Here is a 25,746-nt window from a genome sequence, read left to right on the forward strand (position 1 = left end):
TTTTATTTTGAACGGATCGTCATAAATCACAATACATCTAAAGGTATCTCCTTATACCTTTAGTGACATTGCTTGATCAGGCTTGATCGACTTCATGACTGTATTAAGCCTAAATATTTAATTCAGTTTCTATATTTACTACACAATAATCGTTTTTTTAAATTAATATTATTTAAATAAACTGTTTTACTTATATCAAAAAAGTGAATATAGTAATCTTATCAAATTGATGAATGCTTTTAATTTATTCGCTGTAAGTTTCTTAGCATTACATTTTCTGCCCAGTCACCTCTCTATCGACTGGGCTTTTTTTTATTTATTTCTTATTTCAAATAACTATAAATATTTAATTTATCAAGAACATCTAAAGTGAGTTCTTTTCTTGTTCCAACATGATCACCCTGTTTCATCGTCATATTTAAAGAAAATGCTGTGATTTTACCATGCCCATCATCGACCCAACCTGTATACCAACCGACTTGTGGCTCAATATCCATTGCCCAACCACTTTTGGCATAAAGTCTTAAGTCACCGCGTTGTTCGATCAAAAGCATTTGTTTAACTTGTTGCTGTACTTTTACATCAAAATCCAATTGTTCTGTTGCTAAACCATATACAAATGCTGCTTCTTGTTGTGGTGTGATTTTTAATGGACCTTTCAACCAAAATTGATCAACTTGTGTACCAATATCAGCATTGCCAAAGCCCACACGTTTGACTTCACTTTGCATCAGCTCTAAACCAATCCGACGAGCCAACTCTTGATACACAGGTACTGCTGATGCTTGCATTGCTTCAGCTAAAGTCATGTCTTTTTCCCAACTCGAAAAACTACGCTTTTTTCCATCCCATTTAAATATTTCAGTATTACTTGCTTTGTTATGCTGCAAGCCAATCAAAGCATTCAATATTTTAAAAGTTGATGCAGGAATAAAAGCCTGATTGGCACGAGACAAATTATTGCCAAACTGTTGAAAATGCTGTCCGTCATAAATCACCATCACTGCTTGTGTATGTGCTTCATCAAATAAGTATGGAATTTCTTGTACTCTTGATAAGTTTTCAGGCATTGGCTGCACTTTTATCACATCATTTGTCTGAGATAACATTTGCTTTTGGCAGCCCAAACTTATACCCACTAAACCTAAAATAACTATACATTTGATATAGTTCATTATTTACCCAATAAATAGTATTTAAACCGCATCATAATTGATCTAATTTTTAAAAAATGTAAGTTTTTTTCACAAGGATGTAAGAAAATATTTACAAGTGCAACAATTAAGTGCATAATGCACCCCATTAGGGCGATTTAGGAATATTCCTCAGCAGAATTTCTAAATTTTCCGAAGATTTTGGCGAAAAACCCCAGTTTTGATAAAAAACTGGGGTTTTTTTAACTTTTTCGCTTAAATGAATAAAAAATACGCACCAATATAGTGCAACAAAAGTCTTTGATTTATTTAATTTCGATACAAAACAATATTTTATATTTCAACTAAATTAAGGATGAAAAATAACTAAACATTAATATTTTTTTAATATTACTGTTATTAAAAATTAATCAAAAAAAAGCCCAACCTTGGGGAAAGTTGGGCATTAAAAAGTAAAACTTTGAAGAAATTATCAAATTTGTCATATAAATTTGATATAAGAATTATGCGAAATTTAACCAATAAAGTAAAGCAGATTGTTTTAGTAGGATTTGAAATAAATCACATAATTTGTACAATATGATAAAAAATCAACAAAAATAATTTTGTATGTTTATTTTTTAAACAAAAGAAGCTTTTTAGCAAAATATCTATCTTTTTAAATTACGAAACAAATCACATATTCACATCAGATAAAGCCACTGAAACAAAACTGAAATAATCAATTATTTCGATCAATTAAATAAAAATAATCCATAAAACCAATCCACTTTTCAAGGTTTTTTTACCTAATCTACATACATATTTTATAATTTTTATAGGTTTAGTTAGTTGTTCTCATTGATATTTTTTCAGGGTTGACAGGTTGAGGTTCATTTGTCCAATTTTCGACCGCTACCATATTTAAAAAACAAACTCAAAATATAATATCTTTATACTTCATTGACTTAATACATTGTTACAATACAATGCAGTATATTTTACCCATTTCACAAACTGGAAATGATTATGAAAAAACTCGGTTTAGCCACTGCTTTATTATTAGCCATGACCGGTGCTCAAGCGTATCAATTCGAAGTTCAAGGTCAATCTGAATACATCGACACAACTGTAAATGACAAAGATTTTACAGGTGGAATTCAAGGTACATATTACCTTAAAGACGTTGATGCTTCTAAAGGTCCTTTGGCTGAAGCTGCATTTTTAAACCAAGCTTCTAACGTTTCGCTTGCTTATAACTATGGCGAAGTTGGTTCAAATGGTGTTGACGTAATCGCTCATAACTTTGGTGCTAAAGCTGAAGCTTATATTCCAACTAAATTTGTTCCTGCTTATGTAAGTGCTTCTTATAGTCATACTATTTTAGACAGCAAAAACCAAAATCGTGCTGACGACAATGGTGATCGTTATGCATTAGAAGTGGGTGCGCTTGCAACTAAAAACTTCTTAGTTGCTGTTGGTTATACAAGTGTTGCAGACCAAGCTGCGCTTGATGCATTCAATGTTATGGGTACAGGCATTGCAAAAGCTGTTGCAGAATCTGCAACAATTGGCGATGACCAAGATGCAATCACTGCACGTACTAAATATGTAGGTAACATTGACGGTACAAATATGGCGATTGGTTTTGAAACTGGTCTTGTATACGGTGATGACACTGCTTACCAATTAAAAACTGATTTGTATTTGAACCCACAATTAAGCGTTGGTGCTTCTTATGCAGAGTCTAGCTTTGATGCAACTCCTGATTCAGCTTGGGGCGCAAACGTAAATTACTTCATCACTCCTGCTGTTGCAGTGGGTGCAAGCTACGTAAATGCGAACTCTAAAGCAGCAAACGACACCCAAACTGTGGGCGTTAATGCTAAATTCCGTTTCTAAGAATATTTCTTCAGAAGCAAAAAAGGACTCATTTGAGTCCTTTTTTATTGTTGATCTGAAAAATCAATCTAGGTTTGAATTACGAATCACATTTAAAAAATGTAAATGACGTTCATATTGGTCAATAATATCTTGTAAAACATCTTCTTGTGTCCAGTCCATTACATCATAGCCCTGTCCACCTTCACGTAAAAAGACTTCTGCTTGATAAAATGTATCAATATTTTCATGCTGCTCATCGAGCATAAAACTCGCAGCTTCTGTGACATGATTAAAAACTTTATACACAAAATTGACTTCGCTTTGATGGTCAACGCTTAGCACCAAACCTTCTTCAATTTCCTGAATTTTCACATCTAAATGTCGGCGTTTAAATTCACGTTGAATATTTTCAAAAGCTTGTCGTACCACTGTTTGTATATATTGTTCAACCTCGTGATGGGTATGCGGATAATGCATAATCAGCCCAAGGCGTTGTTGCCAACTTCTTGGATTTTGTACTGCTCGTGGCGTAATACGTGCAACTTGTAAAGCATGCATTTTTGTCACATCTAAACGTAATGCTTTGAGTAGCCCCCAACAGAGCAGCAACATAATCAAAGTAAATGGCAAAGCACTCATCATGGTTGCCGATTGCAATGCACCTAACCCACCGACCAACAGTAAAATAATGGACAAAATAGCCATTAAAGCTGTCCAAAATAAACGTTGCCATGCAGGTGAATTTTCAGTTTTCGCTGTTAAATAATCTGTGACCAGCGCACCAGAGTCAGCTGAGGTGACAAAAAATAAAATCACTAAAATCGTTGCAATAAAACTAGAGATACTCGCAAAAGGTAAATGATTTAAAAATTCAAATAATGCTACAGAGGAATCTTGTTGCACGGCGGCAATCAGGCTAGTATTTCCCTGTTCTAAAATACTAAATAATGCCGCATTCCCCATAAACCCCATCCAAATCAGGGTAAATCCTGTTGGAATAAGTAAAACACCAACAATAAATTCACGGATGGTTCGTCCACGTGATACACGTGCAATGAACATACCAACAAATGGAGACCAAGAAATCCACCATGCCCAGTACATAATCGTCCAACCACCAATCCAGCCATTGGGTTGATAAGCATAGAGATTAAAAGTCATGGAAAATAAATTGGACATATACTGCCCAGCATTTTGAATTGTGGTTTGTAAAATATAGACACTTGAACTTGCCAAAAATACAAAGACCAGTAAAGCCAATGCTAAAACTAAGTTCAATTCAGAGAGGCGTTTAATTCCTTTATCTAAACCGAGAAATACAGATAAAGAAGCCAATGCACTCACAAAAATAATCAAAATAATTTGTGTACTGATTTGAGTTTCCCAACCAAACAGGTAGCTAAGCCCTGAATTGATTTGCGTTACACCAAATCCTAGCGTGGTTGCCACACCAAACACTGTACCAATGGTGGCAAAAGTATCTACAGCATCCCCCAAAGGACCGTAAATTTTTTGACCAATAATGGGATATAAACCAGAGCGTACTTTGAGTGGTAAATGATAACGAAAGGCAAAGTATGCCAATGTTAAACCGACTAAAGCATAAATCGCCCATGCATGTAAGCCCCAATGAAAAAAGGTGATCCGCATTGCTTGCTGAGCAGCTTCAATACTTTGAGGCTCACCTGTAGGTGGATTGACATAATGCATGACTGGCTCAGCTACGCCAAAAAACATTAAACCAATCCCCATGCCCGCAGTAAATAACATGGCAAACCATGAGCCGTTACTATATGACGGCTGACTATGGTCAGGACCTAATTTAATTTTCCCCATATCGGATAAAGCAATAAAAACCAATACCATGAGAAAAATGGCGACAGAGAGTACATAAAACCAGCTAAATGAATCAGTAATCCACTGATTCATATGTTGAGTGATCAGTTCAAAAGCATTAGGTGTAAAAATTACAACTGCTAAAAATAAAACAATAATCCCAACGCTACTAAAAAATACATTTGGATTGACATTATCAAACCAAGATCGTTTTTTGGAAGGCATATCTTCCTCACATTTTTTTACTTAAAGGACAGACCAAAAGGTCAATAAAGGCATTCACATGACATGAAAAAAGAGCAAGTTCAGCTAAAAAGAACTTGTAAAACATGATAATTCATCTAAAACAGTCAAAACGTTGGCTTACTGTAAAAACACAATCGGTGATTAATCGGTCTTATGTGCAATATAATGCAAAGCAATTAAGCGCGACACAATTAGTGCTAAGTACATTACACCGCCAAACATTTGTAACATTGCAACAATACGTGCTGCGGGTGCAATTGGAATAACATCAGAAAGTCCTGTTGCAGACTGCAAACTAAAACTTAAGAACAGTAAGTCCAACCAAGTTTGATATTCACCAACATGATTTGGGTTTTGAAAGCTATTGGGTACGGTTAGTTGACAAATGCTATATAAAAATGCAAAACCCCATGCAAGCAATGTAAATACTGCTCCTGCTGCAAATAGCTCATCTTTGGTTAAATAGCGGTCTGCAAACATATAGCGCACTAAACCATAAGCAGCACAAAAATAAGCAGCCGCTTCAAATAAATGTGCTGTGATTTGCATAGGGACAGAACGTAAACCGATCAACATCAAAATAGAAAAAATAAATGCACCTGTCACAAAGAAAAGCCCGATCACACTATAAACAGGTGTCTGTCGAATGACCTTTGCAATCATTAATAATGCCAATACACCAAGTGCCCACATTAAAGTTTGGTAGCTACGACTGGTACTTGTCACTAAATATAAAATAAGCATATTGAGTTGTACCAATAACAACCATGCTGATGGCAAAAGCTTAAAACCTCTCCAAAACTGCACTAGCGTTTGCATATATTTTCCTTTTCGTTCTTATTTTTTTGTGGTGAATGATACGATATCTTACAGAAAATTTTAAAAAATCATCAATACATTGCCTATCTTTCATTCGATACTATGTCAGATTTTAAACTCAAAATCGTTTAGCCCAAAAACATCATACAAGGACATCATGATGAAAATAAAAATATATGGGGTTATTTTATGTAGCAGTCTAATTTTATTTGGCTGTACAAAAACAGATCCTTTACTTGAAAAAAATCAAAACTATATTGGTGAATGGAAAAGTGAAAATAGTACACTTGAGATTAAAAAGAATGGTGAAATTAAGTTTTCACAGCACCTGCATTCAGAACAAAAAAATGCCTCAAGTGATATGAAGTCTTCAACAATTTCAAATATCAAAGCACCACTTACTCAACTTAATCAGCAGCATTTGCATATTGGTGAAGGTGATTTATCAAAGGACTTTAAAATTAATAAAGCACCTTATCAACAAGATAATGAATGGCGTTTGATTTTAGATGGTGAGATTTATACACGACATTAACCTCAAAACATCTACTCCTCAGCATAAAAAAAGTCCCTTTTGGGACTTTTTTTACTTTAAAAAAACTGACTTAGTGATCTGAAGCACCAGAGATACCAATACCTGTTTGTGAGCGAACAAACTGCGCATCAAATGCTTTACGTTCTGCTTGTGCACGTGGTGAGTTATCTGTTACAGAGAACAACCAACAGCAGATAAATGCTAATGGCATTGCAAAGATTGCTGGACCATTAAATGGGTTCACAGGTGTATCAGAAATATTTAATGTATCTACCCAAACTGCTTTAGATAAGATAATTAAAGTTACCGCTGTTACCAAACCAACCAAACCACCAATCACTGCACCACGTGTTGTTAAGCCTTTCCAGAACATTGAAAGTACAAGTACTGGGAAGTTAGCACATGCAGCAACAGAGAATGCTAGACCCACCATGAATGCTACGTTTTGTTTCTCGAACAAGATTCCCAAAATCATGGCAAAAATAGCTAAACCTAAAGTTGCGATTTTAGACATACGAAGTTCAGATTCAGGTGTCGTTTGACCTTTCTTCAATACGTTTGCATACAAGTCATGAGAAATTGCTGAAGCACCTGATAGTGTTAAACCAGCAACAACTGCAAGAATTGTCGCGAATGCAACTGCTGAAATAAAGCCCATGAACAAGTCACCGCCCACCGCATCAGACAAGTGAACCGCAGCCATGTTATTACCACCAACAAGTTCTAACTTGCCAGTGACTGCCATTTTTGCAACATCAATAAATTGTGGGTTGTTTGATACGAAAAGAATCGCACCGAAACCAATAATGAACGTCAACAAGTAGAAGTAACCAATGAAACCTGTTGCAACAACAACTGATTTACGTGCTTCTTTTGCATCTTTAACCGTAAAGAAACGCATTAAAATATGTGGTAAACCTGCGGTACCAAACATGAGAGCTAAACCAAGAGATAAAGCATCTAATGGATTTGCAGCTAAGCTACCTGGACCCATGATTTGCGCTGCTTTTTCAAAGCTTACATCATGAACTTTTGCAAAAACTTGAATCGATTGATTGAACATTTCAGCGAAACTAAAGCCAACTGCTTTCATGACCATAAATGCCATGAATGTTGCACCTGAAAGTAGCATTACTGCTTTAATGATTTGCACCCAAGTGGTTGCCAACATACCGCCGAAGATAACGTAAGCCATCATCAGAAGACCAACGATCACAACAGCAACGTTATAGTTCAAACCAAATAAAAGTTTAATGAGCTGACCTGCACCCACCATTTGAGCAATCAAATAGAAAGCAACAACAACCAATGAACTCACAGCCGCAAGTGTACGCACAGGTTTTTCTTCTAAACGGAATGAAACCACGTCAGATAAATTAAATTTACCTAAATTACGTAAACGCTCAGCAACTAAGAAAAGTACAACTGGCCAACCCACCATGAAACCAAGTGAGTACAGCAAGCCATCAAAGCCTGAACTGAACACCATTGCGGAGATACCGAGGAACGATGCTGCTGACATATAGTCACCTGCAATCGCTAAACCATTTTGGAAACCTGAAATCCCACCACCAGCAGTATAGAAGTCAGCAGTACTTGTGGTTTGTTTTGCTGCCCATTTCGTAATAAATAGCGTTAAGCCAACGAAAATAGCAAACATGATAATTGCATGCCAGTTGGTTGCTTGTTGTTCTGCTGCACCAAGATCTGGACCAGCTTGAGCAAGTGTAGAAAACAGAGCTGTAGATGCTAGCGCTGCTTTGGTTTTTAAAGCATTCCATTTCATCTTAGTATTTCCCTTTTTCTTTAGCAATCGCTTCTACTTCTCGCATTGCTTCATCATTTAAGTGATCAAGCTTATTGTTGGCAATATATGAATACACGCCACATAAAACGAAAGATAAAACAATAATGCTCAGTCCTAAAGGAATTCCCCAAGTCGTTACACTACCTTGCGATACTGGTGTAAGTAGAAACTCTTTGTTGTAGCCGACTAAAAGCATAAATCCAACATAAACAAACAACATAATTGCTGTTAATGTCCAACTCAAATTTCTCTTTTTCGCTACCATTTCTTTAAATTTTGGATTTTGTAGAATTGCATCTACCTGTCTCTCATCCATCATCTCGCTCCTTGATTCGCGACCAGTCCACTGGTTGCAATTTTTAATCATTATTTTGATGAGACAAAATTAACAATGTTGAAGCTTCACGTAACTTAGACTTTGGTCGTTAAATTTTAATCAGAATAAATGCCTCTGTTCTGGGATGCGTTATCATAGACATAGCTTGTTAGACTGTAGTGATTATGAATAGTTGGTTGATTATTGGGGTTCTCGCCCTTTACATCATAATTTTATTTGCCTGCGCCTTCTTTGGTGAGAAGCATGCAAGTAGATTAAGTACACGTGGGCGAATGCTTCTCTTTAGTCTAACATTAGGCGTATATTGCTCTTCTTGGACATTTTATGGTGCTACAGGCGCGGCAGTTCGTGAAGGGATTATTTTTCTTCCTATCTATTTAGGTCCTTTGCTTTTTGTCGGCTTAGGCTACGATATTTGGCGGCGTTTAGGTCGAGTTCGTCAGCATCATGCCATTTCATCCATTGCAGACTTTGTTGCGGCGCGCTATGGAAAAAGTGGAACACTCGCCTCTTTAGTCACCATTTTAGCCGTCATTGCGATTATTCCTTATTTAGCTTTACAACTACGCGCGATCGCACTCAGTGCATCCGTCATGCTCGAACATAATACGCAAGTCATTTCAACCACCACCAATGGTGTATTGGGCTTAACTGCTGTTTTAGCCATTTTAGCCATGATGTTTGGTACACGACAAATTGCCAATACCGAACAACATGGTGGTTTAATGCTTGCTGTTGCATTTGAGTCATTTGTTAAATTATTTGCCTTACTCTGTGTCGCATTCTTTTTTATTTTTGAAAACCCAGAAAATCTGTTACAAATTTCCAAAGATGTCAGTAAAACATTTCATGAAGTACAACTTTTTGGAGTTCCTGAAACATTTTGGGTGCAAACCTTACTTGCAGCTTTAGCAATCATCTGTTTACCTCGTCAATTTCACGTTGCAGTCGTCGAACTGCGTGACGAAAAACATATTCGTGGCGCACGTCGTTGGTTTGCAGCCTATTTAATTTTAACCATCATTGCCATTATTCCGATCGCCAGTTGGGCACTCCATGCTGCACCTGCTTACTTAAGTATTCCAGATGTTGCTGTGCTGTCTTTACCACTGAGTTATGGGCAAGACTGGCTGACTTTATTGGCATTTTTAGGTGGATTTTCAGCATCAACAGGCATGTTACTGGTATCCTCTGTAGCGCTGTCGATTATGCTCAGTAATGATTTAATTATGCCTGCACTTTGGCGTTTAAATGTTTTATCCAGACATGATAAGCGCCTCCCACAAGTATTAAAACTCACGCGTCGAATTTGTATTTTGGCAGTGATGTTTTTAGGCTTTTTATTTTTCCATTTCTTCAATGATATTGACCAATTATCAACATTTGGCTTACTGGCTTTTAGTGCGGTTGCACAGTTTTCACCTGCGCTGATTGGCGGGTTATATTGGCGCGGAGGAAGTCGTCAAGGTGTTTATGCAGGTTTAGTCATTGGCTTTATTTTATGGATATACACTCTACTTCTACCGACTGTTTTACGTAGTTTACCTACCGAATATAGTGCTTTTGCAGAGCAGTTTTTAGTTCATGGTCCCATGCATATTCAATGGCTAAGACCTGAAGCACTCTTTGGTTTTGAGTCCTTCGCGCCACTGACTCATGGCGTCACTTGGGCTTTGGGCTTAAATATTCTACTTTATATTTGGGTTTCTCGTATTTACCGCCCTTCTGTTGCAGAACAAATCCAAGCTGAAAGTTTCTTTTACTATGAAACCAAGCCTTTACCTGCACAAAATACCTCAACAGATATCAGTTATTTAAACCATGATGTTGCGCGTTTAAAAGTTGGAGATTTAATTGCTCTAGCAAAACGTATTACGGGTGAAGGTCCAACTGTCCAAGCTTTCCGCCAATTTTGTATCATGAATAATGTGGTACTGAATGAAAATAGTAGTGCAAATGGCATGTGGTGGCGATTTACCGAACAATATCTCGCAGGAACAATCGGTGCTGCTTCAGCACGTACTCTACTCACAACGGCAATGGTCAATAATGGTTTAGCGTTAGGACAAGTTGCTAATATTCTTGACCAAGCTTCACAGTGGCAACGTTTTAATCAAAACCTGATTATGACCATGATCGACCACATGACCCAAGGGGTCAGTGTTGTTGATGAGAATATGTGTTTAGTGGCTTGGAATAATCAATATCTCAAACTTTTTGATTATCCAAAAGACTTGGTCTATGTCGGTTGTCCAATTGCAGATTTGATTCGTTATAACGCAGAACGTGGCGAATGTGGTCCAGGCTCAATCGAAGAGCATGTACGCAAACGTATTCATTGGATGAAAGTCGGTAGTGCGCATGAGTTTGAACGTATTCGTAAAGATGGGCGCGTCATTCAAATGCGTGGAAATCCAATCGAAGGTGGTGGTTTCGTTACGACATTTGCTGATATTACAGCTTTCCGTGAAAATGAAGCCGTTCTTGAAGCTCGTGTTTCAGATCGAACCCAACAGTTAGCAAATGCTTTAGCAGAACAACAGTTAGCACGTGAACAAGCTGACAAAGCCAATATGTCGAAAAGTCGATTTATTGCAGCAGCCAGTCATGATTTATTGCAGCCCATGCATGCTGCTCGTTTATTTAGTACAGCACTTGAACAAAGTGTACAGACCGATGAAGACCGTAAAACTTTACAACAACTTGATCGTGCTTTATATGGTGCAGAAAGCATGCTCTCTGCGTTGCTAGATATTGCTCGTTTAGAGGGCGGCACTATTCAACCTAAACGCCAGATTTACCCATTACATGATTTATTACGTGATTTAGAACTGCAATTTAAATCCATTGCAGCGCAGCGTAATATCAAATTAGTGGTACATGATGCTCAGTTCTGGATAGACACTGATCCACAATGGATTCGCCGTATTATTCAAAATTTTGTGAGTAATGCGCTACGTTATACCGCTAAAGGACGTGTTGTTGTTGGTGTATTACGTTCCGCCTCAAAGCCTAGACATATTCGCATAGGTGTGTGGGATACAGGTCCGGGTATTGCTGAGGAACAACGTATTAAGCTGTTCCAAGAGTTTGAACGCTGTGGGCATACTTCACCGTGGGGCGAGCAAGGTTTAGGTTTGGGCTTAGCCATTGTACAGCGTATGACGAGTTTGCTTGATTATCCTGTACATGTTGCTTCTGAGTTAGGCAAAGGCTCATGCTTTATGATCGAAGTGCCTATAGTTGATGCACCAAAAGTAGTTGCAACACCCGTACAAGCGGTTCCTTTACGGACTAAAGCGTATAAAATTTTATGTTTAGATAACGATGAAACCATTTTAGAAGGCATGAATACTTTATTAACCAAATGGGGTTATCAAGTCTTTAAAGCCACTGAACCTGAACAAGCTTTAGAAATTATCCAAAATGAAAATATTCAAGTTTGGTTAGTTGATCAGCATCTTAACCATCATAAAATTGGTTTAGATTTTATTTTGGAAAATCGTCAGGAAAATGTTCCTGTTGCACTGATTACAGCCGATTCTGATCCAGAACTTCCACAACATTTAAAAGAGTTAAATATTGTCTTACTGAAAAAACCACTCAAACCTGCTTCATTACGTTCATGGTTATCAGGTCTAAAAATATCAAAATAAGCTCAAGCTAAAAGTTTGAAAAATATGTTTTGATACATTTATTGCGTCTAAAAAATTATTTTTAGGCGCATTTTTTTAAGACAAATAGCAATCCTGCGAACAAGTTTAGGCAAAAATGATCAAAAATTAGTGATTTTTAATCAAATTGATTGACCAAAAAATTCACTGAACTATTTTCTATGGCAAATTCAATCAAATTTATTTCCATACATTCGCACACTTGGTTACAATTATTTAAATATTTGAATTTTATAAATATAATAAACAAAAAAACCCACATACAACTTTAGTCTTATTCCTATTGCATCTTAGATAAATCATAAAATTAGCCTATTGATTAGATAAATTTGCATCTGGAATGATGCATAAACAAAATTTTAAAAATTAGGAGTTTTCCATGAATATTTCTGAATCAGTGCCTCATGGTATCCATCAAACCCAACAATTCCATCGTCAATATGGCGTCAATGCCATATTGCCTGAAATTGATTGGAAAACTGTTTTCCCACATACTAAATTAGAAAATACTCAATTAAATGCTTTGAATGCGCTTTATCAGGCAGCCGTTCCTTTGGCTTTGAAAGTCTTTGAAGAGCTCAAATTTGATGTGTTTTTGCCTGCTGCGTATCAACCACAAGGTTTAGGTTTATTTGATAAAATCGCACAACAAGAAGAATTACTCATTCAAGAACTTAAAGATGAATGCAAATCTTTAGATGAAGAAACACGCCATCAAATTTGGAGTATGTTGCTACGAGGTGGTGCTGTTCTGGTTTTTAAAGCATGGCTAGGTAAAGTTAAAACAGGTGAAAATAGTTTAGATTTAACTCAATTTGATGAACTTTCTGACTTATTATTTGTGAAAACCTCACCAACCACATTGGCACAACGCTTAAATGTAGACACACATGCAGATTATGATCATGTCTTTTTAATGTATGGTGATGACATTTTCTTAGATCGTTTCAATAGCTTAGAAACAGCAGCTTTATTTGTTGATCTTGAAGTTTATGATGCTGCTTTCCTAAGTTTACGTGATGATCGTGTTGCAGAGTATTTAAAGTCAAAAGATTATGTAACCCAAGAGCAAATCGATGATCTTAAATGCGCGTTAAATCCATTAGGATGCCCTGACTTGATCTCTAAACAAGATTGTCTCGCTTAAACATCTAAAATGGATCATGCCTAACTTTCCTCAGTTAGGCATTTTTTATGGGTGATGAGAAATTTTTCAATGAATGCCGAAACTTGCTCAGCATGCACATGTGCTAAATCATGTTGTCCATTTTCAATGATATGCAGTTCAGATTGAACGATTTTCTGATGTAAATACTGCCCAACTGTTACAGGGCTGATCGGGTCTGAACCGCCCCAAATCAGTAAAACGGGACACTGTATTTTTTCCAACTCAGCATCAAGCTCAACATGATGTTGAACAAACCAATCAGGTACAGCAAAATTAAGTTGATAATCTGTACGCCAATCGGCAACCTCAAACTGACTCAAATCAATTCCACCTGAAGTTGCAATCAAAACCAAAGCAGTAACCTGCGTTGATTTTTGTAAAGCGGCTTGTACTGCAAATATTCCCCCCATAGACTGCGCAATCAATACAGAAGGTTGCTGAATTTGCTGCAATACATGGTGTTGTAAGTCTTCAAAACTGCGCACATGATCATTATCAGGATGACCACCAAAGCTTGGATAGGCAATCACCTGTGTAGTGACATCTAAGGTTAAGCACTGAATAACATTATTCCAAAATGCGGTATTGCCTGACGCACCAGGTAAAAAGATCAAATTCATCAATAAAACCCAATATAAAAATGGCATTTTCCTTAAAAAACACCATTTTTTATTTTTCTATGACTAAAGAATAGACGTATTGATTTCTACACTACGCAATAATGTCTTTGTTACAGGGGTTTTCTGACAAATATCCAAAACTTTTTGATGTAATTCTTCAGTCAAAGGCTGTGCAAAAGCCAAACGACGATCTATCCATTCTTTGCCTTCTTTATTGGCATTAAAATCAGCTTCAACTGTAAATTCACCTAAGTCAAAACCTTTATGCTGTGCGTACATGCGTAGCGTAATCATGGTACATGAGATTAACCCTGAACAAATAAAATCATAAGGCGCTAAACCCTGATCTTGTCCACCAAATGACTCGGGTTTATCTGTAATGAGTCTGTGCTGACCACTACTGACTTCTCCTGACCATGCTTCGGACAATGTTTTTACCTTTGCATTTGCGATAATTGCCATTTTCTTTTACTCACTTTTCACTATTTTTATTTTGAAGGACGCATTTTATCAGGAAATACAGGTGCTTCTAAACGAGGACCGTCATAACTTGGAATACGTCCAAAACGCGCATCTTCAGCAACCCATTGCTCACGTGCGATCTTTAACTCTTCTTGGGTACGACCAACAAAATTCCACCACAGTAAAATTGGAGATTCAAAAGGCTCACCACCAATGAGCAATAGACGAGCACCTTTATGGAGTTGTACTTCAATTTTATGAATACCAGGTTCTAATACCACCATATTATCGCTGTTGAGTTCATGTCCATTCACAACAGCCTCACCTTCGAGTGCCATAAAACCATATTCAAATTTTGGATTTAAAGGAATGATGGTGGTGGTTGATTCTTTTGCATAAAAATCGACTCCAACCAGTTCAGAATGTACCTTCACAGGTGAAGTTGTTTTTAGAAACTCACCCACTAAAACTGTAAATTCAACCTCATCTTGTTCAACCACAGGCAACTCAGGATAATGGTCAAACTGTGGAGCCATATTTATTTTATCATCAGGCAAAGCAATCCAAAGCTGAGCCGCATGCATTTTTGTTTCATTGTCAGGTGCGACTTCTGTATGGGAAATACCATAACCTGCGGTCATGAGATTAACTTGTTTAGGTTGAATGAGTTGATTAGTCGTACCCAGACTATCACTATGCAACATCGTCCCTTCAATCATCCAAGTAAAGGTTTGTAAACCAATATGTGGATGTGGTCCTACATCTAAGCCATCACCTTGAGGAAAAGTTACAGGTCCTGCATGATCTAAAAAACACCATGCGCCAATCATACGCTTATGACGGCTTGGTAAAGCACGTTTAATCACAGTGCCTTTGCCGATCTCCGCAGAGCGAATTTGAAAGTTTTGAATAAATTGATTGACGTATTTTTCGCAATCATCAGAATTAGAGATTTCACTATAATTGGTATTTGTCATATTTTTATCCTAAATAAATGCTGCATAAAATTTGCGATGGCGATGCTGATCTATCCATATTCTAGTCAATTTTCAAGATTTGACCTAGATAACATTTAATACGCTGAATACTAGTAATAGGACAATAACAGAATTGTTTTTGTTGTAAATTTCTTTTAATTTTTATTTTTTTCAGCTTTGTCTTAAAAGAGCAGTCCCTGTTATTATTTTTCTTCTTGGACTTTGAAAACTAAGTATGACTGAAAATGATTGAGCATTATTTACTTTGCTCTTTAACTTCCAAATATTCAATTTCTGTTGAGTCAGCAGGCAAATTTAAACGAATTTGACAACCTAATTCATATTCACTTTTTTGGATAACCAAAATTTCGGATAATACTTCTATTGGGCGCCCAACTTTAAAATCCGTTTTTTCCAAATACTGCCCAAGCTGTTGTGCATAAATATAATCTAATTGACCAATTTTAATGTCTTTTAACATCACATCGATCATATATTTTTCATGCTGAGACTCTGGCACACGTTGTAAGCGTACTTTTTTATAATATGGCTGTGCTGTCGGTTTCAACATCTGCTCAGTAATGATCTTACGCTGAGCTGCATAGCTGATCTTGAGTTGATAGGAAAATTCTGTTGTATCTTCAATAACTAAGGGATGAGATCTAAAAAACATATCTCGTTCAAACTGATAACGTTGCCAGCGTCGCTCATCCATTTTTTGCACAATAACAAAACCAAATATAACAACAACAGCAACCAAAACTAAAAACACCATGAGTGCATTAACCTGAAGCAAATCTATTTAACAAAAATAAGGAGCGATACGCTCCTTAAATCTTAATTATGTAATCTAAAAGATTAAATACCGTATTTCACACGGTATGCTTCCATTTTAGCTAAGGCTTCTTTTTCACCTTTTGCATCTAAATAGTCCATCAAATCTTTCATGGTAATCAAAGCATGTACAGGAATTTCTAACTCTTTTTGTACTTCTTGAATCGCAGAAAGTTGACCTTGACCTTTTTCTTGACGATCTAACGCAACCAATACACCTGCAATACTTGCACCTGCATTTTTAAGAACCGTCACGACTTCACGAATTGCTGTGCCTGCCGTAATAACATCGTCAATAATCCAAACCTTTTTGCCTTCAACCGCAGCACCAACCAAAACACCACCTTCACCATGATCTTTTGCTTCTTTACGGTTAAAACCCCAAGGCACACTTACGCCATGAACTTGAGAAAGTGCAACAGCCGTTGCAGCAACAAAAGGAATGCCTTTATAAGCTGGACCAAAGATCACTTCAACATTGTTACATTGTGTGAGTTTATCTGCATAACCTTGTGCTAACAGCGATAATGCTTCACCGTCATTGAGTAAGCCTGCATTAAAAAAATAAGGACTCACACGACCTGATTTTAAAGTAAACTCACCAAATTTAAGCACACCACGTGATAAGGCAAGTTCGATAAAAGTTTGCGGATTGAATGTCGCTGCTGATGTCATGAGGTGCTCCGAAATTCTGTAATAGAGGTAAGACTTGCGCATGATACCAAAGAGTAGCTATCCAAGTGATCAAAAAATTTTAAGAGTTGTCTCAATTAACGTAAATGGTTTACGTGCATCTGTCACAAAAGGCTTGCTAGATTGGCTTGAACAGTCTGAGGCGGATGTCATTTGTATGCAAGAAAGTCGGATCACACATACACAGTGGACTGATAAATTTAAACCTGAAGGTTGGTACACGCATCTATTTCCCGCAGAAAAAGCAGGCTATGCAGGGACTGCTATTTATAGCCGATTACCTTTTGTTTCCATCAAAGATGGTTTAGGTTTTGAATTAGCCGATTCACAAGGTCGTTTTATCAGTGCTGAATTTGATCTTGGTTTAGAACAAAACGTACATATCTGTTCCCTTTACCTTCCTTCAGGTTCTTCAGGTGATGAAGCACAAGCACGCAAAGATCATTTTTTAGAAGAATATAAAGTCATTCTAAAAAAATGGCGTGATGAAAATAAATCAGTCATTGTCTGTGGTGATTACAATATTGTGCATAAACGTATTGATATTAAAAACTGGTCAGGCAACCAAAAAGCATCAGGCTGCTTACCGCATGAACGTGCTTGGCTCGATCATATTTATGATGATTTAGGCTATGTAGATACCTTCCGTGAAGTACGCAAAGAAGCTGATGTTTACTCTTGGTGGTCAAATCGAGGACAAGCACGAGCAAAAAATGTCGGTTGGCGCATTGACTATCAGGCATGCTCACCTGACTGGAAAACCCGTACTGTCAACGCTTGGGTCTATAAAGAACAATGGTTTAGTGACCATGCACCTGTCATTATTGACTATCAATTATCAGTTTAAAATATAGAACCCTCACCATTAAGTGAACACTTGTTCACTTAATAAGTGTAAATATCTCACAATACTTGTCGTGTTATCGTATTTTTTCTTCACCCCAATAAGCGCATTATTGTCTCACGGCACAGGGACATTGTCAGGATGACAGCAAAAGGATAGGACGCCGTAGGACGAAAGGAAAATACTAAACGCAAGTTTATATTTTTAATGGATTTGACATTGGACGTTGTACTGAGACCCGCATAGTCAGGATGATTAGATGCGGGTTTTCTCTTTCTTATGTTTTAAATAATTACTTTGTTATTTTCAAGTCTTTTCGTTGTTTATCTTTATAATTTTTCTTCATGTTTATAGCAATTAATTTAAAGACTTTATCTTTCATTTTTATGACAACTTATATTTTCACATTATATTTCCCATTTTAAATTTTAAATGGTTTTAGTCCACGCATTTTTTTTGCTACCCTAAAATTCAGCAATATCAAAATTTAAAGACAAATAGGTTATATATTATGTTGAAAATTTACGGAATCAAAAACTGTAGTTCGATGAAAAAAGCGTTTGACTTACTCAATGAACTGTCTATTCCTTATGAATTTCATGATTATAAGAAACAAGGTATTGATGCTGAAACATTAAAAAGATGGCTCAACCAATTAGGACAAGAGCTTATTCTCAATAAAAAAGGCACAACATGGAAAAAACTTTCTGAACAAGAACAAAAAGAAGCTTTAGAAAACCAAGACAATCTGATTCAAGCTTTAATCGCACATAGCAGCATGATCAAGCGTCCTGTTATTGAAAAAGATGAACAATATGTCGTCGGCTTTGATGAAGAAAAAATCAAAGCTTTAAAATAAAATAGTGTCTATCTGCTGTTTAATAAACAATAAAAAGCTCGATATTAATATCGAGCTTTTTCACATGATTGATGCAAAAATTAGTTAGCACGAATCCAAGTTTGGTTACGACCTAAAGCCGAAACGCCCATATAGCCACGAAGGTTGAGTTTACTGCCTGCTAACTCACCTTTTAGCTTATAGCTTTTGCCATTTTTAGGGTCAAGAATTGTACCGCCTTCATATTTACCATTTACATTTTTTAATCCATGAACAATGGTGACACCTTTCAAAGATTTATTGTGATACTTGCCTTCACACTTCGTACATACATTTTCTTCGCCTGGCGTCACAATACTTTGGATCGTGGCAGAAAGTGTGCCATTACTTTGCTCAGTAAATTTCACGATCGCTTTCGGCTGTTTGGTTTCATCATCAATGGTTTTCCATACTGTACCATTGAGTGGATCTGCTGCATTAGCAAATGCCGTCGCTGCGAATAAGCCGATCATCAGTGCTATTTTTTTCATTTTTGTTGATTTCCCTAGTCATCATTAACATATGATAGTATTCAAAAATTGCAACAAATATGCAATTTTTGAATGTGACTATTTAGTGTACCCTTGTAAATAATGTTGGTCATTCAACAAATAAAAACAGTAAAGATCAAACAAAATGGAAAAAGCATGAAGATTAATCCGTTAATGAAACAATTCATCACAGAAGCTATTTTAAAGACCAGTTTTAAAATGCCAAGTCGCTTAAATCTCCCACCGACTGCTGTGCGTTTTGCTCTTGAACAACTCACACGTGTTTTTCCTCAACCAAAAGATGTTGTGCTTCGTTCTTTGCGTATTGCGGGCATACATGCTGAAGAAATAAAGCCGCAAGCCACGACTACACAGATGATTTTTCACATTCATGGTGGTGCTTTTTTCGTTGGTTCACTCAAAACACATCGGGCTTTTTTATCTGAAATCGCTGTTCGAACACAAATGCAAGTCTTACATGTGGACTATCCATTAGCACCTGATCATCAATATCCTGAAGCAAGTGATGCGATTTATGACATTTATCAAATGCTGATGGATCAAGGCGTACAACCAAAAGATATTATTGTTTCAGGGGATTCTTGTGGTGCAAATTTAGCTTTAGCTCTTGCCTTAAAACTCAAAAAAGAAGATCCAGAACATCTACCAAGTGGCTTAATTTTAATGTCACCTTTTTTAGATTTAACATTAACCAGTGAATCTTTACGTTATAACCAAAAACATGATGCCTTACTTTCTGTAGAAGCTTTAGAAACAGGAATTAGTTACTATGTCCCTAAAGATATAGATCCTTCAATTCCTGAAATTTCACCTATTTTTGGTGATTTTTCAGGTCTTCCACCTACCCTTGTTCAAGTGGGTTCAAAAGAAATCTTGATGGATGATGCCATCCGTTTTGAGAAAAAAGCCAAAAAATCTGATGTCGATGTCACCTATAAACTCTATACAGGCATGTGGCATAACTTTCAGATGTTTAGCCCATGGTTTGATGAAGCCAAAAAAGCACTTGCTGATATTGCTGACTTTGCTCATCGACTTGATCAAACTTGATCAATTTTTTAAAACAAAAAGCAGTCAGTGGCTAAATAGCTGCTTACTGCTCTGCTTGCATGACATTTTTAGAAATAATTTATAAAATACAATTCTTTAATAATTTTAAATAAAAAACATTCAGAAAATAATCATTTAGGTTTATAATTTCATCGCACATCATCTATGCATTATTTTCTCTTTTAGTCTATTTAGTACTGACTGAAACTATATGCAAAATGTCTCCTCGGTCAGCTTCATAACAGATTAAATTTCAAAATGCTCCCATAAAAATACTGTATTTTTTCTTAAAATATTCTACATTTTTAGAGCATGTATAGGAAATACATGAATAACGAGTTAATCTAACCAAAATAAAATGGATTTAATATAACTCCCATGAATAATTTAGCAAAAAAAATGATCAGTTATATACAGTCTAATATTATTATGAGTTGGTCTAACATTCATAAATGTATTTTAGTTTTGGTATTGGCTATTTTAATTCATTTAATCTGGATTATGTGGAAAGTTTATATTTTAATCACACCAACACTTTGGCAATGGTTAAATATTTCATTATTAAAAAATCAGCTTATGATCAATATTATTTCGATTATTTGCTTAACGATTTTAATTATTGTCAGTATTTTCAATCATAAAAAGACATGGATAAATCATTATTTTAGCTACTTTGTGATTACAACTTTTATTTTAATTTTAGTTTTAGACGGTTATCTAGTTGGAATTTATAGTCCTGCAACGATTTTCACGAGTGTTTGTGTAACAGGTATAGGATTAGTTTTATTTAACCAAAAAATTATTTATTTTAATTTAATTTTAGCTACATCTATTTTTTCTGCCTTAATTTATCTGACCACTAAAAACATCATTCCTTATGCACCTATTTTTAGCCATCAATTATTAAATAGTATTCCCTATCATAATAATTTTTGGGTTTATAGTATGATTTATTTCATTATACCTGTGTTATTTGCGGGTCTACTTTTCTTTGAAATACTTTTACTACAATGGCGTCATAGAGAATCTTTATTTCAAGAGATTAGCCAAATAGACCCATTAACGGGTTTGTATAATCGACGTTTTTTTAATGAAAAAATTAAAGAGTTACAAAAACAACAGCTCTCTTATCTCATTATTTTACTGGATTTAGACCATTTCAAAGCAATTAATGATCAATATGGGCACTATACAGGTGATTTGGCACTCAAACACATCGCAAAAACATTGTCTCTTTCAGTTCGTAAAACGGATATTGTTGCGCGTTATGGTGGTGAAGAATTTATTTTACTCTTACCACAAATTACAGAAACACAAGCTTTAGAAATCGCAGAAAAGTGTAGAAAAACGATTGCCAACCATCCTTTAAAACTCAATGATGGGCAACAAATTTATCTGACGGCTAGTTTTGGTTTAGGGCTAACTTGCCCTCAATCGAATATTGATCAAGCGATTTATTTAGCAGATCAAGCACTCTATCACGCCAAACAAGCAGGACGAAATCAAGTACAAATTTATGATGGAACAACATTTCAGTCATTCCAACATAAAACGCTAAAATCTTGAATAATCAAGTTTAAGCACTATGCTCTACTTCTAAAGCAGGATAATCAATATAGCCTTCTGCTGTTTGTGAACCGATCATATTTTCAAATACCAGTTCATTCAAAGGTGCATCCTGAAGTAGGCGTTCATATAGATCAGGGTTGGCAATATAGGCTTTACCAAAAGACACGGCATCGGCTTTGCCTGAAGCCAATAAATCAATTGCATCTGCACGGCTTAACTTCATATTGGCAATATAAGGTACGCCACCTGAACGCTGTTTTAAATAACCACTGATGCTACCTTCATCAATATGCTCACGGGTAAAGAAGAACGCGATTTTACGTTTACCCAATTCTTCGAGCGCATAGCCAAATGTTTCACGTGGATCAGCATCGCCCATATCATGTTCATCGCCACGAGGTGCTAGATGCACACCTACACGACCTGCACCCCAGACTTCAATCAAGGCATCAGTCACTTCAAGCAATAGACGGGCACGGTTTTCCACAGAACCGCCGTATTCATCATCACGCTGATTAGTTTTGCTCTGTAAAAACTGATCGATCAAATAGCCATTGGCAGCATGGAGTTCCACACCATCAAAACCTGCATCTTTGGCACGGATTGCAGCCTGTTTATATTGTTCAACAATGCTTTTAATTTCTGCAATTTCCAATGGACGTGGCACAACATAATCACGTTTTGGACGCAGTAAACTGACTTGCCCTGCCTGCTGTACCGCACTTGCAGAAACAGGCGTTTCACCACCCAATAGATCAGGATGTGAAACACGTCCGACATGCCAAAGTTGAGCAACAATCAAACCACCCTTGTCATGTACTGCCTGCGTGGTCAGCTTCCAGCCTTCAACCTGAGCATCGGTGAATAATCCCGGCGTGTTTAAATAACCATTGGCTTGTTCAGAAATCACCGTCGCTTCAGAAATGATTAAACCTGCACTTGCTCTTTGAGCATAGTACTCTGCCATCATTGCGGTAGGAACACGGTCTATGGTCGCACGACTGCGGGTTAAAGGTGCCATGATGACACGGTTTTTAAGGTGTAAATCGCCTAAAATAAGCGGAGAATTCAGTTCAGCCATTTTTGCCTCATTCAGCACCAAAGAGAGAGAATCTCAGCCTCTACTGAGTCTTACAGTGCTTGCTGTAAATGTTCAATATATTGCTGAATAAGGGCTTCATTGCGAGAAAAATAAGACCATTGACCATATTTTTCAGCCTGAATTAGACCTGACTGTTGTAACACAGACAAATGATTTGACATGGTGGATTGTGAGACCTTACCGAGTTTTTCGATATTCCCTGCACAGACCCCACGACTAAAGCCTCCGCACTGCTCTTCACACAGATATTGCTGCGGGTTTTTCAACCACGCCAAGATCTGCCGTCGAGTCGGATTTGCCAAAGCTTTAGAAATTAAATCAATATCCATACTTATAACTCGTATCAGACACATTCAAATTCACAACAAAGCATTATCCAGCATTGTTAAACTTAATATATCGTATTTTTTCGATTTTAATATCGATTATTTTAGATATATTGTAAACATGCAGATAATGCTTTGCTTTTTATCAAAATTTAATTTCAGCGATTAAAGCCCTTGCTTTAAGCTCGCTTCAATAAATTTATCCAGATCACCATCAAGCACCGCACCTGTGTTGGAATTTTCCACGCCTGTACGTAAGTCTTTAATACGTGAATCATCCAATACATACGAACGAATCTGACTGCCCCAACCAATATCAGACTTGGAGTCTTCAAGTGCCTGTGCTGCTTCGTTACGTTTACTCATTTCCAGTTCATACAGTTTTGCACGTAACTGTTTCCATGCATGGTCACGGTTGGCATGTTGTGAACGTTGGTTCTGACACGCCACCACGATGCCTGTTGGTGCATGCGTTAAACGTACCGCAGAGTCCGTTTTGTTAATGTGCTGACCACCTGCACCAGACGCACGATAAGTATCTGTGCGTACATCGGCAGGGTTAATATCAATTTCAATATTGTCATCGACTTCAGGTGAAACGAATACTGCTGAGAATGACGTATGACGACGGTTACCTGAGTCAAACGGTGACTTACGGACTAAACGGTGTACACCCGATTCGGTACGTAACCAACCGTAGGCATATTCACCTTCAACACGAATGGTTGCAGATTTAATCCCTGCCACATCACCATCCGATTCTTCCATCAGTTCGGCTTTAAAACCATGACGCTCGATCCAACGCATATACATACGCAGTAACATTGAAGCCCAGTCCTGTGCTTCTGTACCGCCAGAACCTGCCTGAATTTCCACATAACATGGGTTCGGGTCCATTGGGTTACTGAACATACGGCGGAATTCAAGTTTTGCCAATTCTTCTTCAGCAGAAGTTAATTCAGCCTGAACATCTGCAAGCAAGCTTTCATCTTCAGCTTCAACAGCAAGGTCAAGCATTGCCTGAGCATCTTCTAGCTGAGTGGCTAAGCCTTCAAGTACATTAATGACGTTTTCAAGCTCGCCTTTTTCTTTTGCCATCGCCTGCGCACGGCTCTGATCATTCCAGATGGCAGGGTCTTCTAGTTCGCGAAGTACCTCTTCTAAACGCTCTTTCTTTAGATCGTAGTCAAAGATACCCCCGTAGTGTTTGACCACGGTCGTTTAAGTCTTTTAGCTGTATTAGATAAGGATTAATTTCCACGCGCTTTCATCTCACAGTTAATAATGTTTAATTCGCAGGCATTCTACCACAGAGTCAATAAAAGATAAGAATTTGCGTTTCTGTCCGACAACGGTATTGACCAAAATGAATATTCTATGAACAATTCACGCTCATTATTTATGACAATTTTCTTAAACAACAATAACCTAAACTGAATGGGGAATTCATGAAACGTGTATTCATCGCTTGTACTTTAGCAACACTCACTATGTCTAGTTTTGCTTATGATGCTCAAATTGAGGGTGGCTTTACCTATTTAAATCATGATGATGATTTTACCAAAACCGACCATCAGCTTGATGCCAAAGCGACATTCTATTTTTCGCCAGTACAAACGAAAAGTGCTCCTCTAAATGAAGCTGCTTTTTTAGGAAACGTAAGCAATCTCTATGGCACATATCGCTATAATTTTCTAGAAAGTGAAAATTATATTGATATGTTTGGTGCTCATAATGCGATTGCCAAAAGTGAACGTGATATTCATTCTGTTGTAGGTGGTTTAGAATATTTTTATCAGCAATTTTATGTGAATGGTGAAATTGGTTATAGCCAACTTCAAGATCAAACTATTGCACATGTAAATGGTGGAAAAGAGAAATATACTCACGATGTTGATGTAACAACCTATCGTGCATTGGTCGGCTTTATGCCAGTCAGTAATTTATTACTTGCTGCTGGTATTGACGGTTATACAACAGATGAAGATGACCAAGCCAATCTTGCACTAAAAGCCAAATATGTTACTTCCCTTGGGCAAAGTGGACAATATTTAAACGTTGAAGCTGAGGGTACTTTTGGTGATCTAGACCAATTTACCTTAGCTACAGATTATTATTTTAATTACGCTTTTAGCTTAGGTGCAAGCTACACACTACAAGATGATAATCACAGTAATATTGATTTTTTCTCAGTACGTTCACAATATTTCATCAACCAAAACTTAGCGCTTGGAGGTGAAGTTGGTTTTGGTGATGACTTGCAAGGCGTTCATGTAAATGCAACTTACCGCTTCTAAAAATATAAGAATGATTTAGATAAAATATTGAAGCATTTCATACATGAGGTGCTTTTTAATTACACTTTTCTCTTATTTTTTACCTAAATATCAAGATTATTCATAATATTCACACAATTTTAATAAAACAAAACAATGTTTTTA

Annotated in this window: 23 protein-coding genes; 9 read left to right on the forward strand and 14 right to left on the reverse strand. The window is 36.8% G+C overall.

Annotated elements, in window-relative coordinates:
* Positions 1 to 323 precede the first annotated feature (323 nt).
* A complete protein-coding gene (gene blaOXA, locus HX005_RS02180) occupies positions 324 to 1,109 on the reverse strand; it encodes a class D beta-lactamase (RefSeq protein WP_286376180.1) in 786 nt (261 codons plus the stop codon).
* Positions 1,110 to 2,156: 1,047 nt separating this feature from the next.
* Between blaOXA and omp33-36 the strand changes: the two genes are divergently transcribed.
* Positions 2,157 to 3,035: a porin Omp33-36 gene (omp33-36, locus tag HX005_RS02185; RefSeq protein WP_265935919.1), complete on the forward strand. Its 879-nt coding sequence runs from the start codon at positions 2,157 to 2,159 to the stop codon at positions 3,033 to 3,035.
* A 63-nt stretch (positions 3,036 to 3,098) separates the two neighbouring features.
* On the opposite strand, the gene HX005_RS02190 is transcribed toward omp33-36, so the two are convergent.
* Both HX005_RS02190 and HX005_RS02195 read right to left on the reverse strand, forming a co-directional pair.
* Positions 3,099 to 5,078, reverse strand: a complete 1,980-nt coding sequence (locus HX005_RS02190) for a glycine betaine transporter (RefSeq protein ID WP_286376126.1) — start codon at positions 5,076 to 5,078, stop codon at positions 3,099 to 3,101.
* A gap of 162 nt (positions 5,079 to 5,240) precedes the next feature.
* Entirely contained in the window at positions 5,241 to 5,918 is a 678-nt protein-coding gene (locus HX005_RS02195) for an ion channel (RefSeq protein WP_107007245.1), read from the reverse strand.
* Positions 5,919 to 6,078: 160 nt separating this feature from the next.
* On the opposite strand from HX005_RS02195, the gene HX005_RS02200 reads away from it, so the two are divergent.
* A complete protein-coding gene (locus tag HX005_RS02200; RefSeq protein ID WP_286376127.1) occupies positions 6,079 to 6,453 on the forward strand; it encodes a hypothetical protein in 375 nt (124 codons plus the stop codon).
* Between the two features lie 70 nt (positions 6,454 to 6,523).
* On the opposite strand, the gene HX005_RS02205 is transcribed toward HX005_RS02200, so the two are convergent.
* Positions 6,524 to 8,239, reverse strand: a complete 1,716-nt coding sequence (locus HX005_RS02205; RefSeq protein WP_286376128.1) for a cation acetate symporter — start codon at positions 8,237 to 8,239, stop codon at positions 6,524 to 6,526.
* Position 8,240: 1 nt separating this feature from the next.
* A complete protein-coding gene (locus tag HX005_RS02210) occupies positions 8,241 to 8,576 on the reverse strand; it encodes a DUF485 domain-containing protein (protein WP_107007248.1) in 336 nt (111 codons plus the stop codon).
* A 185-nt stretch (positions 8,577 to 8,761) separates the two neighbouring features.
* On the opposite strand from HX005_RS02210, the gene HX005_RS02215 reads away from it, so the two are divergent.
* Positions 8,762 to 12,253, forward strand: coding sequence for a hybrid sensor histidine kinase/response regulator (locus HX005_RS02215; protein ID WP_107007249.1), 3,492 nt, complete (start codon positions 8,762 to 8,764; stop codon positions 12,251 to 12,253).
* Positions 12,254 to 12,650: 397 nt separating this feature from the next.
* Positions 12,651 to 13,418: a hypothetical protein gene (locus HX005_RS02220; RefSeq protein WP_107007250.1), complete on the forward strand. Its 768-nt coding sequence runs from the start codon at positions 12,651 to 12,653 to the stop codon at positions 13,416 to 13,418.
* A 20-nt stretch (positions 13,419 to 13,438) separates the two neighbouring features.
* Here HX005_RS02220 and HX005_RS02225 read toward each other — a convergent pair whose 3' ends face one another.
* The 5 genes from HX005_RS02225 to pyrE all read right to left on the reverse strand — a co-directional run bounded on the left by HX005_RS02225 (position 13,439) and on the right by pyrE (position 17,007).
* Positions 13,439 to 14,059: an alpha/beta fold hydrolase gene (locus HX005_RS02225; protein WP_286376129.1), complete on the reverse strand. Its 621-nt coding sequence runs from the start codon at positions 14,057 to 14,059 to the stop codon at positions 13,439 to 13,441.
* A 63-nt stretch (positions 14,060 to 14,122) separates the two neighbouring features.
* Positions 14,123 to 14,521 (reverse strand): OsmC family protein, encoded by a 399-nt coding sequence (locus HX005_RS02230; protein ID WP_286376130.1) that lies wholly within the window; start codon positions 14,519 to 14,521, stop codon positions 14,123 to 14,125.
* Positions 14,522 to 14,547: 26 nt separating this feature from the next.
* A complete protein-coding gene (locus HX005_RS02235; RefSeq protein ID WP_286376131.1) occupies positions 14,548 to 15,498 on the reverse strand; it encodes a pirin family protein in 951 nt (316 codons plus the stop codon).
* 256 nt (positions 15,499 to 15,754) lie between these two features.
* Positions 15,755 to 16,273, reverse strand: a complete 519-nt coding sequence (locus tag HX005_RS02240; RefSeq protein ID WP_286376132.1) for a hypothetical protein — start codon at positions 16,271 to 16,273, stop codon at positions 15,755 to 15,757.
* 83 nt (positions 16,274 to 16,356) lie between these two features.
* Positions 16,357 to 17,007: an orotate phosphoribosyltransferase gene (pyrE, locus tag HX005_RS02245; RefSeq protein ID WP_107007255.1), complete on the reverse strand. Its 651-nt coding sequence runs from the start codon at positions 17,005 to 17,007 to the stop codon at positions 16,357 to 16,359.
* 40 nt (positions 17,008 to 17,047) lie between these two features.
* On the opposite strand from pyrE, the gene HX005_RS02250 reads away from it, so the two are divergent.
* Positions 17,048 to 17,872, forward strand: coding sequence for an exodeoxyribonuclease III (locus tag HX005_RS02250; protein ID WP_286376133.1), 825 nt, complete (start codon positions 17,048 to 17,050; stop codon positions 17,870 to 17,872).
* Between the two features lie 508 nt (positions 17,873 to 18,380).
* Entirely contained in the window at positions 18,381 to 18,728 is a 348-nt protein-coding gene (locus tag HX005_RS02255; protein ID WP_107007257.1) for a Spx/MgsR family RNA polymerase-binding regulatory protein, read from the forward strand.
* Between the two features lie 80 nt (positions 18,729 to 18,808).
* Here the strand turns inward: HX005_RS02255 and HX005_RS02260 are convergent, their stop codons facing one another.
* A complete protein-coding gene (locus tag HX005_RS02260) occupies positions 18,809 to 19,237 on the reverse strand; it encodes a DUF2147 domain-containing protein (protein WP_107007258.1) in 429 nt (142 codons plus the stop codon).
* Positions 19,238 to 19,393: 156 nt separating this feature from the next.
* Here HX005_RS02260 and HX005_RS02265 point away from each other — a divergent pair, with 156 nt between their 5' ends.
* Together HX005_RS02265 and HX005_RS02270 are read left to right on the forward strand one after the other, a co-directional pair.
* Positions 19,394 to 20,308, forward strand: coding sequence for an alpha/beta hydrolase (locus HX005_RS02265; RefSeq protein ID WP_286376134.1), 915 nt, complete (start codon positions 19,394 to 19,396; stop codon positions 20,306 to 20,308).
* A 378-nt stretch (positions 20,309 to 20,686) separates the two neighbouring features.
* Positions 20,687 to 21,874: a GGDEF domain-containing protein gene (locus HX005_RS02270; RefSeq protein WP_286376135.1), complete on the forward strand. Its 1,188-nt coding sequence runs from the start codon at positions 20,687 to 20,689 to the stop codon at positions 21,872 to 21,874.
* 10 nt (positions 21,875 to 21,884) lie between these two features.
* On the opposite strand, the gene HX005_RS02275 is transcribed toward HX005_RS02270, so the two are convergent.
* The 3 genes from HX005_RS02275 to prfB form a co-directional block, all read right to left on the reverse strand.
* A complete protein-coding gene (locus HX005_RS02275) occupies positions 21,885 to 22,958 on the reverse strand; it encodes an alkene reductase (RefSeq protein WP_286376136.1) in 1,074 nt (357 codons plus the stop codon).
* 50 nt (positions 22,959 to 23,008) lie between these two features.
* Positions 23,009 to 23,308 carry an ArsR/SmtB family transcription factor gene (locus HX005_RS02280; protein WP_130072367.1) on the reverse strand — a complete coding sequence of 100 codons (300 nt, stop codon included), beginning with the start codon at positions 23,306 to 23,308 and terminating at the stop codon, positions 23,009 to 23,011.
* Positions 23,309 to 23,470: 162 nt separating this feature from the next.
* Positions 23,471 to 24,566, reverse strand: a protein-coding gene (prfB, locus tag HX005_RS02285) for a peptide chain release factor 2 (protein ID WP_107007262.1) whose coding sequence is annotated in 2 segments (ribosomal slippage) — positions 23,471 to 24,493 and positions 24,495 to 24,566 — 1,095 coding nt in all. Because the reading frame shifts where the segments join, the coding sequence is not laid out codon by codon here.
* Positions 24,567 to 24,753: 187 nt separating this feature from the next.
* Between prfB and HX005_RS02290 the strand changes: the two genes are divergently transcribed.
* Entirely contained in the window at positions 24,754 to 25,602 is an 849-nt protein-coding gene (locus HX005_RS02290; RefSeq protein ID WP_286376137.1) for a putative porin, read from the forward strand.
* Positions 25,603 to 25,746 lie beyond the last annotated feature (144 nt).

Source organism: Acinetobacter sp. R933-2, assembly GCF_030325485.1.
GTDB classification, from domain to species: Bacteria; Pseudomonadota; Gammaproteobacteria; order Pseudomonadales; family Moraxellaceae; genus Acinetobacter; species Acinetobacter sichuanensis.